Source organism: Legionella norrlandica (assembly GCF_000770585.1).
GTDB classification, from domain to species: Bacteria; Pseudomonadota; Gammaproteobacteria; order Legionellales; family Legionellaceae; genus Legionella; species Legionella norrlandica.
Map to the genome: position 1 here is coordinate 1 of NZ_JNCF01000002.1, position 15,430 is coordinate 15,430.

A 15,430-nucleotide genomic window follows, 5' to 3' on the forward strand; every position below is an offset into this window, starting at 1 on the left:
TTTTTTTCTTTTTCTTGCTTCAATAAATCGCTGACCAATTTCCGATTATAGAGAGCATCCTGATCATTGGGATTCCATGCTAAAGCTTTATCGTAAGCTTGAATCGCTTCTTCGTATTTCCCCATATGAGCTAAAGCATTCCCTTGGTTATAATAACCTTGTTCGGTTTTTAATTCTTTGAATAATTCCGCTGCACGTTCATAATCGCCAGCCCTATAAGCAGCACTCGCAGCCCAGTCATTTCGCTCAAAAGTATCCTTAGCTTTTATAAATTGGCCTTTTTCCATCAGATACTGGCCTTGTTGATCGGGAGTAGACCATAAATCGGGCCAGCTAAATGCTTCTGCTTGAAGCGAAATAAAAGTAGCTGCTACTAAAATAAAAAACGCTTTCATCATACAGTCACCCTTTGCAACCAACCTCGTCGAAATACGGGTAATAGTAAAAGTAGTGCAGGAATTAAAAACCAGCGACCTTCATCACGCCAAAGCGGATATCATCATTTTTATTGAGAGCAAACTGTTTGTTATCCTTGGAAGCATTCAACCATTTTTCCAAATCACTGGAGTCAGGTGAATACACTAATAGTTGTCCATCTCCTGAATCCGCAAAATGTTGAAATAGGGGGTTCAAATTTTTATCTGCTCTAATGGGCATAATGGAAGAAAAAATTCCTGATTCCGCTAGTTTTTTGGCTTTCTCAATAGATTCGGAAGACGGTATTTCGGCAGTTAGAACTAAAATTTGTCCATGGTTATAACCTGCTTGTTTAATTAACTGACTTGCTTCCTCCAGAGCGTTGCTTAAATTGTAGCCTCCAACTGGCATAATATCAGGTGTCAAAGCGGATAATAAGGAAGATATCGTCTGTCCATCATCTGTCAAAGGTGACACAACAAAAGGTTCACTGGTAAAGACAACTAAACCAAATTGGCCTATATCTTTTCGAGTAAATAAATCATGCAGTTTAAATTTAGCTCGACTAAGTCGGTTTGGGGATAAATCGCCAAGCATCATTTTATCTGACATATCTAATAATAAAACTCTTGGTTGAATTGGTTTGTAGGTTGCTTGAGGTAACTTATACCAAGTTGGACCAGAAATGCTTAAAATCATAAATAAAATACTAAGAAATAAAAAAGACAAGGAAAACATCCGCTTACCCTGACTTTTACGTTGGAGCAAGTGATCGAGGAGATGGCGGTCGCATACTTCTTCCCAGGCATGTAATTTTGGTGCTTGATACCAATAAGTCACGGCTAAGGCAATTAAAGGTACTATCATCAATAGCCACCAAGGCCTTAAGAAATGAAATTCGCTAATCATGACCTAAGCTCCTCTTTATGTTGAAAAAAGGATCTTAAGTACACCAATAAATCTGCTCTGGCAACCAACCAATAAAAACATAAAAATAAAGCAATAGCTACAAACCAGGGGTAGTAATCTTTTTGCGGTCGAACCGATGCTGGCTGTTGTTCCACGGTTTCTAATCGATTAATAGTTTGATAGATAGCCTGTAAAGACTCAGGATCCGTTGCCCTAAAGTACCGACCGTCTGTCATTTTAGCCATTTCTTGTAATGTTGGTTCATCCAGCTCTGCAGAGAGGCCTGGTGCAAAAAAATCACTGGTTAGTGCTCTTGGATCAGTTTCAGAACCTAAGCCTATAGTATAAATTTTAATCCCATCTTGCTTAGCTAATTCTGCTGCTTTTAAAGGAGCTAAAACACCAGAGTTGTTAGCTCCGTCAGTCAGCAAAATAATAACCCGTCCCTGTGAAGGCACATCCTGCAATCGTTTAACAGCCAACCCTACCGCGTCACCAATAGAGGTAGTTTTACCGGCTAACCCGGCAGTAGCATCTTCAATTCTCATTAACACGCTATGTCGATCATACGTTAATGGAGTTTGCAGATATGCCCGGCTTCCAAATAAAATTAACCCAATTCTGTCTCCAATTCTGTCTTCTACAAATTGTTCTGCAGCTCTTTTCACCACCATCAAACGACTTACTGGTCTGCCGTGGAGTAACATATCAGTAATTTCCATGCTGCCTGACAAATCCACTACCATCATAATGTTGTATCCTTCGCGCTCTACTGGCTTTGGTTCACCAATCCAACGCGGCCCCGAGAGCGCAATCACTATCAATAGCCAAACTAATACGGGTATGAGTAATAAGGATTTAGCTATAATAAATCGTTTTTCATGCTCGACGATACCTTGCATTGCTTCAAAAAAAGGAACTTTTAAAGCAGAGGGTAGTTTTAGTTTTACTCGTGGTAGTAAATACCAAAGAAATAATGGAAGAGGAATAAGTAATAATACCCAAGGAGTTGCTAATTCGAACATGGCACTCTCCTTTGCTTGATCCATTGTTCTGCACGTGTAATTAAAGGATTCAAATCCAGGGTCTCTGATGCTTTAAAAGGAGAATCCAATAGCATGGATTTAACTGGTTTAAAATCTATTCCTCTACTGGTGTTATTTAAAAACTCAAACCATGCTTCCCCATGTATGCTGGCAACCTCCGATCTTGGGTAATAAACTAAGGCTACTCGCTTTAATAACTCAGAAATACGAGCACTAGCTAACTGAGTATTTTTGTCTTTTTCATATTGTTCTTTGTAAATTTTTAATAAATTAAGAGCCTGTTTTTTTGGCAAAGCATGAACATGTTTTCTGTAAATAAAATAAGTAATTCCTATTATTATCATTAATAACAGAATCATTAATCCATACCATCCTGGTGCCAGTGGCCACCAGCCGATAGGTTCAGGAAGGTGGATGTCCCGTAATTGAGCTAATGGTTCTGCTTTAGCCACGAGTCCTCCGGGGAAATGTAAAACGTACCAGCTGAGTTAAATTTGTATCAGCAGTAACTTGTACATACTGAATTTGCAAACGCTTAAATTGCTCGCTTAAGAGTTCTATTCTTTGTCGGCAATATTGCTGATAGGCTGTATTAACTGTTTCCAGGCTTGTGTCTAGTATTATTTCCTGTTTTCCATTGGTGATCGCGTATTGCTGCGGTTTTGGGGGGGCAAGCTCAACTCGGTCACAGATATGATAGGCTAATATGTCATTATGACCTCGCAAGCGATTCAAATGTTGTTCGCATTCAGCATCCAAAGAATAAAAATCACTGATCAATACCAGTATGCTTCCTGGTCGAATGACGCGACGCAATTTCACTAAGGCATCACTGAGCATTCGTGGTTTCTCTTCTCGTTGCGCTTCTGTCTGTGCTGTGTATTGACTTAGGGAAGCCAACAGGGGGAGGACTCCTGAATCTCTTCCTCGGGGAATAAATTCGCTGTGTTCCGTAGCAGAAAAAAAGAACCGCCGACACGGTCACCTTGCTTTATTACAGTCCATGCTAATAAGGAGGCTAATCTTGCTGCAACTACTGACTTGAATGCTATTTTGGTTCCAAAAATCATGGAGGGATTAAAGTCCACCAGCATAATAACCGGTCTTTCTCGTTCTTCTTGATAAATTTTAACATGCGGCCTACCAGTGCGGGCTGTAACACGCCATTCCATATGACGAATTTCATCCCCAGCCTGATAGTTTCTTACTTCTGCAAAATCCATCCCCCGTCCACGAAATTTTGAAATATGGTTTCCAGATCGTAATGCTCTACCTTGCGGTTTATAATGGACCGAATGAACATAGCGTCTTAAATCAATTAATTCACTTAATTCCGCGATAACACCATTAGTCATAAAAAACCTCTAAGGGACAGCGACCAAGCGTAGTAAAGAATCTATAAAATCATCACTGCTAATCCCTTCTGCTTCCGCTTCAAAACTCAGTAAAATTCTATGGCGAAGGACATCATGGGCAATAACATGTATATCATCTGGGGTCACATAATCACGGCCAGCAAGCCAAGCATGTGCTTTAGAACATCGATCCAAAGCAATAGTCGCACGTGGACTTGCACCAAACCGTATCCATCGTCCTAATTCTTCACTATAAACGCCGGGATTACGGGTAGCAACTACTAATTGAACCAGATAATTTTCCAGCGCTTCGCTGGTGTGCACTTTAAGGACTTGTTTGCGAGCTTCAAATAAAGTCTTTTGTGAGAGTTGAGTAACTTTGACTTGGTTTCCTATCGATGTGCCTAATGCTTCTTTGCGGGCTAAAGTTAAAATATCATGCTCAATTTTTGCTTCAGGGTAGCTTATCTTTACATACATTAAAAATCTATCCAACTGCGCTTCTGGCAAGGGGTAGGTTCCTTCTTGTTCAATGGGGTTTTGGGTTGCCATCACCAGGAATAGCTCAGGCAACGGGTATGTTTTGCCACCAATAGTGACTTGTCTTTCTGCCATTGCTTCAAGAAGCGCGGATTGCACCTTGGCAGGAGCTCGGTTTATCTCGTCTGCCAAGATCAGATGGTGGAATATAGGGCCAGGTTGAAATACAAAGGAGCTGGTTTGGGGGTGGTAGACATCTGTTCCAGTTAAGTCGCCAGGCAATAAGTCCGGGGTAAATTGGATACGATGAAAATCACCCTCTACAACATCTGATAACTCTTTAACCGCTCTGGTTTTCGCCAAACCAGGAGCTCCTTCAACTAATAAGTGACCGTCTGCGAGTAAAGCGATTAACAAACGGGAGATCAAATCTTTTTGGCCTAAAATACGCGAATTAAGATGGTGACTTAATTGCAGTACTTGCTGCTGCACATTATCTAAGACTTTATCGTCCAATTGCTCCATTACGATTACCTTTTTAAAAAAATATTATCCTAGCGTGAATCAATAAGGATGCCAAGTAGGACGAGGGTAATTTGAGTTAAGATTATTCATTTTGTTGAATTATTTATTTTAATATGAGGCTACCACGAAAATCTTAGAATCTTGGTGATTTAGATATTAGATAATAGGATGCCATTCTTGCTACTTGCTAATTTCAACCACCAAAAAAAGATTTGGTGGTTGATGTGATGGTGAGAACTTTTTCAGTTATAGTTTTTTACAATGGATGGGTCAGTAAACATATACATCCCAAGGTAGGTTTTTGTATTAAACCATTTATTAAGGAACTCATTACTACTTTCTTGAGGAAATTCATCTTTATTCTTAAAATAGAAATAAAAAAGTGTTTTTACAATGTCCTCTTGCATGGGAGCCAGGTAGCTTTTTGAGTCATTTAGTTCCAATAAATATTCCCCAATGTCCTGATTTTCTTTTTTCCCTACTTTGTTAGTCACTATGGCGATCCCGCTAGATAATAGAAACTCGAGTTGCGTCATTTCCTTTTCACTTAATATTATTTTTTTCGAGATAATGCTCTCAACAATGTAATTAAAAAATTCATTTGTAGGTACAGCGAAGGTTACCGCCAAATCCATTGTATTCTTAACAGGTTTAGGTATCGCTTTACATACGGCTGGAAAATATTTAACATCTACTAGTTCTTCAAATAGCTCAATATTTTTTTGGTTAAAGTTCCATTGACCTATTGGAAATGGCCAAGCAGTTAACATAAAGTCAAATAATATTTTGCTATTGTTTTTAACAAATAAATAAAGATCCTCGGGCGTAGTCAATAGTGGAATACAAACTGGTATAGTATGACTTTCGAGGAGTTCGTTATCTAGAATTTTATTGAGTTCATTTTCATCTAAATCAAGCAAATCCTCACAAATATCTTTTAATTTCATTAAAAATTTTTCTTTGGGTTTTAAAGAAATTATTGCACATTCACTCATAAAAATATCCTCTTTTTAATCTATATATTAAATCCGTGCACATTTTCATCCACAGCATTCATATTATGAGCTAACGCGTGTTCCGCAAGAGTAGCCTTTAGTGAAAAACCAGATGCTAAGCTATTATGTAAGGCCGCTCCTTCCCTTTCACCAGAATTATGAAATGCTTGAGCAATCTCTCTCTGATTCCTCGATTGTTGCCAGAAATCTCGTATTTGTTGATGAGGATCGCGAGGTTCCTCCATTTGTTTAGAATGTTCTATATCATTTTTTATGGCAATAAAAGCTTCTTTGCTTAGTGGCACTTTTTGCCGTTCTAAGTATTTATTCACAGGAATAATAGTCATTCTGTCAAAAAAAGTTGCATCACTACACATTTCGTGTAATTGTTTTCTATATGGGCAAGCAAATTCCACTTCCGGGCTAGGAGATATTGCATGCGTCATGATGCTAAATGGAAGAGTAACAAGCAGCTCCGGATTTTCGAATCGCTCTTTAATTACCCCTGTTCCTACTATTCCTGCATTCACGATAACAACTTTTAAGAATTTAGTAAGCATTTTTACCCCCAAACTAATACAGTGAGTACTTTATATGTACTAAAAGAGTTATATTTATTCTTTATAATTTAATAGATAGCATATTGATTATAAAATTTCCAATTCGGGTGGCTATATGAATTAACTTTGGTTGATTCAAATTAAAAGAGGGGAGAGGATTGTTCCATGTCATTCTTGCAATGGTTTAGTAGCATATTTGCGAATTGCTTTAATTATGGTGTTAAATATCGATAAAATTTTATGTAAAATAGCCCCTTATTATTGTTCTGAATCTTCTACACATCTCTGGAAACCCAGTCCAGCTCTGCTCTCCGACGTCCCGCTGACAAGCAGCGGGGTGTGGGCAGAGGTGTGATCGAGAGACAGATTATTGATAGGGAATTGAACTGAATTTTATGTTTATATGATGAGCCATCGATAAAGATTCGAATGGGTATTTGCTGGCCTACTACCTCTTAGTTCTTAGCCTCATTCCTGATAATCACTTTGCAACTCTAGGGGCATTAATGCTTGTACTCTTTCATATAGGGAAATAACTTCTTCACAAAAAACGTGTAACTGTTGCTGGTTTTCCCAAAGATCATAATCCACGCCTTTATTAAAAGCCTGTTGTCTTGATAAGGTCTTTAAAAGAAAAATATCATTACTGGATAAACCGAGATGACTATTTAACTCAACCAGTTCCATTAAATTTTTATATTCTTTGACTGGCCTATGATCGTGTATACAATAGGCTTTAAAAGTTAATTGGAATGCTGAATACATTAACGAAGTAATCGGAGATAAGACTTCAATAGCTTCGCCCTGTCTATATATTCCATTGGCGATTTGCTTTAACATATAGTCTGCAGTATAAGCATGTTGTGTTGCAATATTAAGAAGTTCTAAAGGAGACAAGTATCTCCTTTCCATATGGGAATTTCTCCCTTTTTTGTGACTCATGGCTAATCATGTTAAAATAAAAAGCGATTATATCTTTTAATTCTCGTGATGCACACTTTTATTAATAGTTCTTTGCAAATCGGATCTCTTAAACTGCCTCACCGGCTCATTCAAGGCCCTTTAGCAGGATATAGTTGTGCTCCTTTCAGGGAGTTATTTAATCTTTATGTTCCACCAGCTTATTGTGTTTCAGAAATGAGCTCCGCAATTGATATTCTCAATAAGCATTCGATTCAATCCCGCTATATCTATAGATCAGTTAAAGAAAAACATCTTGCGTATCAGATATCCGGAAGCGAGCCGCATGTGCTTGCAGAAGCCGCCACTAAATTACAATCATTGGGTGCTGATATGATTGACATTAATTGTGGTTGCCCAAAAACTAAAATTCGCAAAAAAGGAGCAGGTAGTGCCTTACTGGAAGATCCTAAAAAACTCCTTGAGATTATCTCCAAGGTACGTTTCGCAATCACTATCCCTCTCACCATTAAAATACGTATTCAAAATAATGAAAAAGATTTAATCTTGGCTAAGCAAATAGAAGAGTCTGGTGCTGATGCTCTTATTGTGCACGGAAGACGTTGGACAGATGATTATGATATTTCATGTAATTGGGGTCAAATTGCAAATATCAAGAAGTCCGTCAAAATCCCTGTAATTGCAAATGGAGATATTAGCAATCCTCTTAGCTTAAAAAGTGCGTTCGAAATTAGTGGATGCGATGGTTTTATGATTTCACGCGCAGGAACAGGCAAGCCTTGGCTTTATCAAGACCTACTAACACAACACACTACACACATTTCTTTTGACGAAAAATTAAAATTGTTTATGACGCATCTTGATGGCTTATCTCTCCTTGAAAATGAGCATAAAGCGGTATTACAAAGCAAATCTCTGATTCGCTTTTATTTCAGAGGCCAATTGGACGAATCCGAATTACAACAGTTTTATCAGCTAGCAACTTTAGCAGGAATTCAAAATTTCTTAGCTACGGTAAAGGTTGGGTCATTTTTGACCTAACATGGAATATTGATGTTAGATGAAGTCATCTCAAGCTTCTACCGCCATCTACTTTTAATGTTTGGCCCGTAATAAATGAATTTTCTGCTAAAGCAAGGACAGCTTGAGCAATAAACTCAGGACTGCCATGACTTTTTAATGGAGTTTTTTCAATAATTTTTTGTTGGGCTTCCTCACTCAGGCTATTTTCATCCTCTGGCCAGGCGATTGCACCAGGTGCGACTGCATTGACTCTTATATCGGGTGCGAATTCTCGGGCCAAAGATTTGGTTTGCATCTCCAACGCTGCTTTGGTTTGGCAATATACGGAATAACCTTTCAGAGGTTTCTCTGCATGGATATCTGTTAAATTAATGATGGCACCTTTATATCGAGACAATAAAGAACGAGCAGCAACACTTAATAAAAAAGGAACCTGGACATTCACTGTAAAAAGATATTGCCAGTCCTCTTCGATCGAAAAATGGTAGTCAGTTCGCTTAAAAACAGAGGCATTATTTACCAATAAATCCAAACGTCCTGCCCAATTATCGACTATTGCTATGATTTCATTTGCTGCATTAGATTCAGTTAATTCTTTTTGCAAAACAATAGCACTATCAATACGTTGCACATTCAAATATTGGGCAAGTTTATCTGCTTCCTGTAAGGAGAAACGGCAATGGATAACAACCCGATATCCCGAAGCATGCAATTTTTTAATAATTGCAGCGCCAATACGCCTGGTTCCCCCCGTAACTAAAGCGACTTTTGCTTCTTGTTTGTTTGCCTGATTCAAGGTATGTTCCCTATTTTTGTAATGGACCTCTTTCGAAACTCACTGTCCTGGAGAATTGCTTTGTCGATACGGTGCTCGAATCCTCATGCGCTAACGTGTACACTGTGGTTCCGTGTTCCGTTTCTTCTAGCACTTCTCCCATTGCTGCGAGTTTTGATAGAAGTATAATGTAGTTTAAGCGATTATGAATTTAAAACAAACACTACTAAACCAACTAAAACTACAAAAAGACATCCCTTTTGTAGACTTTATGCAGATGGCGCTTTATGCGCCCAACGAAGGATATTACAGTTCAGGATTGCAAAAATTAGGAAAACACGGTGATTTTATTACTGCTCCAGAGTTGACTTCTTTATTTGGCAAAACTGTAGCTAATCAATGTTACCAAATTCTACCCTTACTGGAGTCACCGGTGTTATTCGAATTCGGTGCGGGAACTGGAAAGTTATGTGTAGATATATTAAGTCACTTGGAACAATTGAATTGTTTACCAGAATCGTATTTTATATTAGAAGTAAGTGGTAATTTGCGTCATCGTCAACAGGAATTGATCCAGCAAAAAATTCCCCAATTGGCCAATTTGGTTCACTGGTTGGATAAATGGCCAGAAACCTCCTTTAATGGAATAATGTTGGCTAATGAAGTATTGGATGCCATGCCGATTTATCGCTTTATGCAATCTGAAACGGGGATTTTAGAAAGTTTTGTCACTTTGGACAAACAGGGGCAATTCACTGAAATATTTAAGCCAACCCAAAACCATCGTTTGTTAAACTATATCAAAGATAATTTACCATCCCTCAATCCTCCTTACCTCACTGAAGCTAATTTATTTCTTGATGATTGGCTATTGAACTGCAGTAATATAATGACAAAGGGTGCTTTATTTATTATTGATTATGGTTTCCCACGGCATGAATATTATCATCCCGATCGTAATCAAGGCACATTGATGTGCCATTATCAACATCATTCCCACCCTGATCCCTTGGCTAACCCTGGAGAACAGGATATTACCGCACATGTTGATTTTACACATGTAGCTGAGGCAGGATATCAAGCAGGATTTCATATTGCAGGCTATACTAACCAAGCCTCTTTTTTGCTAGCAAACGGTTTGCTAAGCTTAATTCACACTCTTGATAATGAACATGAATTGTTTAAAGCAAAACAAGCCATTAAACAGCTAACTCAACCCAGCGAAATGGGGGAATTATTCAAAGTCATTGCGTTAACCAAAGATCTTGACATTGATTTAAATGGTTTTCTAATAAATGATAAGCGAGTGAATTTATAATTATGAAAAAATATCTAACAACCGTGGAATTACAAAAAGAATCCATGAAATTTTCTGCCGGACATACCACTATATTTTCGGCAACAGAGAGAGAACCCCTCCATGGCCATTTGTATTCAGTGTATTTAGCTCTTACCACCTGGGTGGAAGAAAATGGCATGACTTTCGACTACCGTTATTATAAAGAACGAATTCATAAATTATGTCGTTATTTAAATCAGACATTTCTTATGCCGCAATTTTCTCCTTTTTTAGAATATTCCGAAGATAAAGAGTATTATTATTTCACTTTCAACAAGAAAAAAATTCCTTTCCTTAAAGAAGATGTTACTTTAATGCCGCTTACTAACATTACTGTAGAAGAGTTATCGCGTTGGTTTATCAATGAACTGATTAAAGAAAAGGAAGAATTAGACAAGCATCGCATTGAAAAAATAGTGGTGAAAGTTTTTTCTGCCCCAGGGCAGTCAGCAAGTCATGAATGGCTTAGAAGTTAAATGAAGGATGTCTATCAGATTTGTATCCCCCACACTAATAGGGATTATTTTGATTATGAAGTTCTTGGGATTACTCCTTGCATTGGCGGTAGAGTTTGGTCCCTTTTCGCAATCAAACCCGATTAGGAATTGTAATAAATAGAATTAAAAAACGGCAAGTAGACAATGCATTAAAACAAATTATTTCAGTAATAGATAACGAACCTTTAATTACAAAAGATCTTCTAGACCTCTGTTTATGGGTAGGAAGTTACTATCAATCGCCTTTATCTGAGGTAATCCCTCTAGTAATACCTAAAAAATATCGGTTAGGATTACCTTGTTTGCTTCCTATTGATGATTTTTATCAATTGACTCTTCCTGTTGAAGAAGCGAAAAAATTAATTTCAGCAAGAGCAAAAAAACAGCATGAATTGATTGATTTTTTATATAAACATCAAGAGCCTATAGCAAAACAAACTTTAAAACTATATGGTTATAGTACAACTCAAATAGAGGCATTGCTTGCTGTTCAAGCAATTACTTTATCGCAACAAATTACTTTACCTGTAAACTCTCCTGATGAATTAAGCCCCCCCTTGGCATTAAATCCTGAACAAACCATAGCGGTAGCTTCTATTTTAGAGCATATTCATCATTATCAGTGTTTTTTGCTTCAAGGAGTTACTGGCAGCGGTAAAACAGAGGTTTATTTGCATGTTATTGCCAAAATATTGGAACAGGGTAAACAAGTATTGATATTGGTGCCTGAAATTGGATTGACCCCTCAACTTTTATCTCGTTTTACAGCTCGCTTTAATCAGCCCATCACGGTATTGCATTCCAATTTAAATGAATCAGAAAGACAAATAGCTTGGCAACTGGCAAAAGAAAATCAAGTTAAAATAGTTATTGGGACTCGTTCAGCGGTTTTTACTCCCATGCCAGATTTGGGCTTAATTGTGATAGACGAAGAGCATGATAGTTCATTAAAACAGATGGAGGGAGTTCGATACTCCGCCAGGGACACCGCTTTAATGCGTGCTCATCTTGCCAATATTCCTATTATTCTAGGCACGGCCACTCCTAGTCTGGAAACTATTCATAATTGCAAGCAGAAGAAATACACGCTATTGCGTTTGACTCACAAAGCCTTATCCACTACTCCACTTCATTTTCAACTCATTGATTTACGCTCTCAAGTATTACAACATGGGCTTGCAGAACCAACACTCAGCATTATAGAAGATCATTTAAGACAAGAAAATCAGGTGTTGGTTTTTATTAATCGACGTGGGTTTGCTCCTGTTTTACTTTGCCATCACTGTGGGTGGATGGTTGATTGCAAGGCGTGTGATAGCCATTTAACCCTTCATAAACAATCGGGACGAATGATTTGTCATCATTGTGGTTTTACCCAGAGGTACCTGTCATTTGCAATAGTTGCCATAGCAATGAATTAATTCCTGTAGGGGCTGGTACCCAAAGGATTTATGAATTTTTAAGTTATCGGTTTCCGGATAAAACTATTTTGCGAATTGATCGAGATGAAGTACGCAAAAAAAATTCTCTCAACAGCCATTTGGATAAAATCAATAAAGGAGAAGCTCAACTTATCATTGGAACTCAAATGTTAGCTAAAGGCCATCATTTTCCCCGCTTGTCTTTAGTAGTAATTGTTGATGCAGATGCTGGTTTTTACAACCAGGATTTTAGGGCAATTGAACATTTAGGCCAATTATTAACACAGGTATCCGGAAGGGCAGGGCGAGCAGAAAACCCTGGGCAAGTCTTAATTCAAACGCACTCACCACATCATCCTTTGCTCAATATACTCATCCAGCAAGGATATGATGAATTTGCCAAGGCTCTCTTGGTTACGAGAGAAGAAGCTGAATTACCTCCTTTTCAATTTTTAGCTGTGATCAGGGCACAAGGAAAAACTATTAACAAAGTGACCCAGTTTCTGCTAGCTACTAAGAATCAAATCCAGATTGACCCTCTTGCTGTAATGGGGCCTGCTCCAGCCCCTTTATTCAAGAAAGCAAATCAGTATAGAATGCAATTATTAATTAAATCCCCTTCAAGAAAAGTTCTTAAAAGTTCATTGACGCAATTAAGGGAGTGGTTAACAATGAACAAATTAAGTAATGGCATTCGGTGGAATGTGGACGTTGATCCTATGGATTTATCATGATTGAAATAAAAAAAGCAGTACATCAGAAAACCTTTAATATTGCCTGGGGTGATATGGATGCCTTAGGACATGTAAACAATGCTCGTTATTTTGATTATTTTCAAGAGGCAAGAATTGATTGGCTTAGGGGGCTTGACATCAAAATGACAGGTAAAACTGGCCCAGTTGTTATTCATGTAGCTTGCACTTTCTTGAAGCCACTAGTTTATCCTTCTACGGTCACGATTTGTAGCAGAGTGCATAGTCTTGGCAACTCCAGCATGATGATGGATCATGATCTATATCAAGAAGAAATCCTTATGGCACAAGGAGTTAGCAAAATTGTTTGGGTTGACTACCTTCAGAATAAATCAGTTCCTTTGCCAGATATTATAAGAAATTTAATATAGAAACCTTGTTTATTTTTAATATGGTTGAATTGCTTAAATAATTCTCCTCTTGACGCTCACAGCTAGGATAATAAATTAAGAAAATTGCATCCATCAATCAACGCTCATCGCATACTGTAAAATAACCATGACGATAAGGATTAGATCGACCGCGAAATTCATATTCACGACAACGTTGACCACGATCATCGACATAACGATCTTTCAAACGGAAGGCATAGTCTCCAAAGTTCATATCTTGTTGCAATTCTTGAGCATCTCTTTGTTTTTGTTCTGCATCCAATTTATTCAAAAACTTACTCAGCTTACTGGCAAAACCAACACTACAACAAACAGTGAGTAGAAGAAGCATAATAATTTTTTTCACGACATTGGACTCCATATGGGCATTTAAGGCAATATTAAACCATAAGCGTCAATAAAAATCCAGTTTTGGTGAAAATTGAATTCATTCAAGAGGATGAATAGCTACCTCAAAATTAAACTGCAATTGGAGCTTTGATTGCAGGATGTGATTGGTAGTTTATAAATTCAAAATCCTCATACACATAATCAAACAAAGACGCCGGTTGTCTCTTAATTAGCAATGAGGGGGGGGCTAAAGGTTCTCTTGCTAATTGTGTCCGGGCTTGATCCAAATGGTTGAGGTATAAGTGACAATCTCCTCCAGTCCAAATAAATTCAGCCACGTCCAAATTACACTGCTGCGCCACCATATGAGTGAGTAGAGAATAAGATGCGATATTGAAAGGAACTCCTAAAAATACATCAGCCGAACGTTGATATAATTGGCAAGAAAGGCTGTTATTTGCAACATAAAATTGAAATAAGGCATGACAGGGCATTAAAGCCATTTTATCCAATTCACCGACATTCCACGCACTTACAATTAATCGACGAGAATCAGGATTGTTTTTAATTTGTTGTACTATTTCACTCAATTGATCTATGGTGTGCCCATCGGTAGTTGGCCAGCTTCTCCATTGTTTACCATAAATAGGGCCTAAATCACCATGGCTATCTGCCCATTCATCCCAGATTGTTACTCCATTTTCTCTGAGGTAGGATATGTTTGTATCACCACGCAAAAACCAAAGTAACTCGTGTACAATACTTCGCATATGCAATTTTTTAGTTGTAACCAGAGGAAACCCTTTTGTCAAATCAAAACGCATTTGATATCCAAATACTGATAATGTACCAGTACCAGTTCTATCAGATTTCTTTATACCATGTTGTAAAATGTGATCTAACAGTTGTAAATATGTTCTCATCGTTTAGCCCACCATAACCAAATTCCAACCAATAACATAGGAATGGATAAAATTTGTCCCATCGTTAACCAGCCAAATGCTATAAAGCCCAATTGTGAGTCAGGTTGTCTAAAGCTTTCAGCAATCAACCTGCTCGTCGCATATCCTATTAAAAACAAAGCACTAACTCGTCCTTCTGGCCTAGGTTTTGATGCATAACACCAAATCAAAATAAATAACGCGATTCCCTCTAAGCCGAATTCATACAGTTGTGAGGGATGTCTTGGTTGATCATCGACATGTGGATACACCATGCCCCATGGAACATCAGTAACGCGTCCCCATAACTCACCATTAATGAAGTTGCCTAGGCGGCCAGCTGCCAAACCTAAAGGGACTAATGGTGCAACAAAATCTCCAACCCCCATAAAAGTTTTGTTATATCTTCGACAAAATAGCCATGCCGCAATAATGACCCCAATTAAGCCGCCATGAAAAGACATTCCGCCTTCCCAAATCTTAAATAATACCAATGGATTATGAATTAATTCCTGAAAATCATAAAACATCATATAACCTATTCTGCCTCCCAGAATGACGCCAAGTGCACAATAAAAGATCAAATCACTGAGCTGATCAGGATTCCAGTTCAATTTATAATGTTTTATGCGCCAATAACCTAGCAACCAAGCGCCAATAAAACCAATCAAATACATCAATCCATACCAGTGGATTTTTAAAGGCCCTAAGGAAAAAGCGATTGGGTTAATATTTGGGTAGGTCAGCATGGT

General features: G+C 38.0%; 15 protein-coding genes and 3 pseudogenes. 5 read left to right on the plus strand and 13 right to left on the minus strand.

Going from position 1 to position 15,430, the window contains the following annotated elements; translation table 11 throughout:
* From OK13_RS00595 to OK13_RS00635, 9 genes and pseudogenes are all read right to left on the minus strand, one after another.
* On the minus strand, positions 1-395 hold a 395-nt coding region (locus OK13_RS00595; RefSeq protein ID WP_420911413.1), incomplete at its 3' end, for a tetratricopeptide repeat protein.
* Positions 395-1,326, minus strand: a pseudogene (locus OK13_RS00600) (VWA domain-containing protein). The pseudogene OK13_RS00600 and the gene OK13_RS00595, both read right to left, overlap by 1 nt.
* On the minus strand, positions 1,323-2,351 hold the full coding sequence (locus OK13_RS00605) for a vWA domain-containing protein (RefSeq protein ID WP_035886421.1): 1,029 nt from the start codon (positions 2,349-2,351) through the stop codon (positions 1,323-1,325). The pseudogene OK13_RS00600 and the gene OK13_RS00605 overlap by 4 nt, the downstream one beginning before the upstream one ends.
* Positions 2,339-2,824, minus strand: coding sequence for a DUF4381 domain-containing protein (locus OK13_RS00610; protein ID WP_035886428.1), 486 nt, complete (start codon positions 2,822-2,824; stop codon positions 2,339-2,341). The genes OK13_RS00605 and OK13_RS00610 overlap by 13 nt, the downstream gene beginning before the upstream one ends.
* Positions 2,817-3,727: pseudogene (locus OK13_RS15960) on the minus strand (DUF58 domain-containing protein). Before OK13_RS15960 ends, OK13_RS00610 begins: the two are co-directional and overlap by 8 nt.
* A gap of 9 nt (positions 3,728-3,736) precedes the next feature.
* Positions 3,737-4,732 carry an AAA family ATPase gene (locus OK13_RS00620; protein WP_035886436.1) on the minus strand — a complete coding sequence of 332 codons (996 nt, stop codon included), beginning with the start codon at positions 4,730-4,732 and terminating at the stop codon, positions 3,737-3,739.
* Between the two features lie 242 nt (positions 4,733-4,974).
* A complete protein-coding gene (locus OK13_RS00625; RefSeq protein ID WP_035886441.1) occupies positions 4,975-5,727 on the minus strand; it encodes a hypothetical protein in 753 nt (250 codons plus the stop codon).
* A gap of 20 nt (positions 5,728-5,747) precedes the next feature.
* Entirely contained in the window at positions 5,748-6,287 is a 540-nt protein-coding gene (locus tag OK13_RS00630) for a hypothetical protein (RefSeq protein WP_052117505.1), read from the minus strand.
* Between the two features lie 468 nt (positions 6,288-6,755).
* On the minus strand, positions 6,756-7,199 hold the full coding sequence (locus OK13_RS00635) for a hypothetical protein (protein WP_035886788.1): 444 nt from the start codon (positions 7,197-7,199) through the stop codon (positions 6,756-6,758).
* 78 nt (positions 7,200-7,277) lie between these two features.
* Between OK13_RS00635 and OK13_RS00640 the strand changes: the two genes are divergently transcribed.
* On the plus strand, positions 7,278-8,249 hold the full coding sequence (locus OK13_RS00640; protein WP_035886445.1) for a tRNA dihydrouridine synthase: 972 nt from the start codon (positions 7,278-7,280) through the stop codon (positions 8,247-8,249).
* 25 nt (positions 8,250-8,274) lie between these two features.
* Here OK13_RS00640 and OK13_RS00645 read toward each other — a convergent pair whose 3' ends face one another.
* The gene (locus tag OK13_RS00645; RefSeq protein WP_035886447.1) at positions 8,275-9,027 is read right to left on the minus strand and encodes a pteridine reductase; all 753 of its coding nucleotides are present in this window, start codon (positions 9,025-9,027) and stop codon (positions 8,275-8,277) included.
* Positions 9,028-9,211: 184 nt separating this feature from the next.
* On the opposite strand from OK13_RS00645, the gene OK13_RS00650 reads away from it, so the two are divergent.
* The 4 genes and pseudogenes from OK13_RS00650 to OK13_RS00665 all read left to right on the plus strand — a co-directional run bounded on the left by OK13_RS00650 (position 9,212) and on the right by OK13_RS00665 (position 13,386).
* Positions 9,212-10,324 (plus strand): class I SAM-dependent methyltransferase, encoded by a 1,113-nt coding sequence (locus tag OK13_RS00650; RefSeq protein ID WP_035886450.1) that lies wholly within the window; start codon positions 9,212-9,214, stop codon positions 10,322-10,324.
* A 2-nt stretch (positions 10,325-10,326) separates the two neighbouring features.
* Entirely contained in the window at positions 10,327-10,821 is a 495-nt protein-coding gene (locus OK13_RS00655; RefSeq protein ID WP_035886459.1) for a 6-pyruvoyl trahydropterin synthase family protein, read from the plus strand.
* A pseudogene (locus OK13_RS15965) lies at positions 10,822-12,997 on the plus strand (primosomal protein N').
* Positions 12,994-13,386 carry an acyl-CoA thioesterase gene (locus tag OK13_RS00665; RefSeq protein WP_035886460.1) on the plus strand — a complete coding sequence of 131 codons (393 nt, stop codon included), beginning with the start codon at positions 12,994-12,996 and terminating at the stop codon, positions 13,384-13,386. The pseudogene OK13_RS15965 and the gene OK13_RS00665 overlap by 4 nt, the downstream one beginning before the upstream one ends.
* Before the next feature lie 97 nt (positions 13,387-13,483).
* Here the strand turns inward: OK13_RS00665 and OK13_RS00670 are convergent, their stop codons facing one another.
* From OK13_RS00670 to lgt, 3 genes are all read right to left on the minus strand, one after another.
* Complete coding sequence (locus OK13_RS00670) at positions 13,484-13,753, minus strand: FtsB/FtsL family cell division protein (RefSeq protein WP_035886461.1); 270 nt, start codon at positions 13,751-13,753, stop codon at positions 13,484-13,486.
* Positions 13,754-13,865: 112 nt separating this feature from the next.
* Positions 13,866-14,660, minus strand: coding sequence for a thymidylate synthase (gene thyA / locus OK13_RS00675; RefSeq protein ID WP_035886462.1), 795 nt, complete (start codon positions 14,658-14,660; stop codon positions 13,866-13,868).
* Positions 14,657-15,427 carry a prolipoprotein diacylglyceryl transferase gene (gene lgt, locus OK13_RS00680; RefSeq protein WP_035886463.1) on the minus strand — a complete coding sequence of 257 codons (771 nt, stop codon included), beginning with the start codon at positions 15,425-15,427 and terminating at the stop codon, positions 14,657-14,659. Before lgt ends, thyA begins: the two co-directional genes overlap by 4 nt.
* Positions 15,428-15,430 lie beyond the last annotated feature (3 nt).

Bases quoted from the DNA above. Each gene is read 5' to 3' on its own strand.
- OK13_RS00635 (WP_035886788.1), bottom strand. From the start codon at position 7,199: ATGGAAAGGAGATACTTGTCTCCTTTAGAACTTCTTAATATTGCAACA.
- lgt (WP_035886463.1), bottom strand. From the start codon at position 15,427: ATGCTGACCTACCCAAATATTAACCCAATCGCTTTTTCCTTAGGGCCT.
- OK13_RS00665 (WP_035886460.1), top strand. From the start codon at position 12,994: ATGATTGAAATAAAAAAAGCAGTACATCAGAAAACCTTTAATATTGCC.
- thyA (WP_035886462.1), bottom strand. From the start codon at position 14,660: ATGAGAACATATTTACAACTGTTAGATCACATTTTACAACATGGTATA.
- OK13_RS00605 (WP_035886421.1), bottom strand. From the start codon at position 2,351: ATGTTCGAATTAGCAACTCCTTGGGTATTATTACTTATTCCTCTTCCA.
- OK13_RS00650 (WP_035886450.1), top strand. From the start codon at position 9,212: ATGAATTTAAAACAAACACTACTAAACCAACTAAAACTACAAAAAGAC.
- OK13_RS00630 (WP_052117505.1), bottom strand. From the start codon at position 6,287: ATGCTTACTAAATTCTTAAAAGTTGTTATCGTGAATGCAGGAATAGTA.
- OK13_RS00655 (WP_035886459.1), top strand. From the start codon at position 10,327: ATGAAAAAATATCTAACAACCGTGGAATTACAAAAAGAATCCATGAAA.
- OK13_RS00620 (WP_035886436.1), bottom strand. From the start codon at position 4,732: ATGGAGCAATTGGACGATAAAGTCTTAGATAATGTGCAGCAGCAAGTA.
- OK13_RS00640 (WP_035886445.1), top strand. From the start codon at position 7,278: ATGCACACTTTTATTAATAGTTCTTTGCAAATCGGATCTCTTAAACTG.
- OK13_RS00625 (WP_035886441.1), bottom strand. From the start codon at position 5,727: ATGAGTGAATGTGCAATAATTTCTTTAAAACCCAAAGAAAAATTTTTA.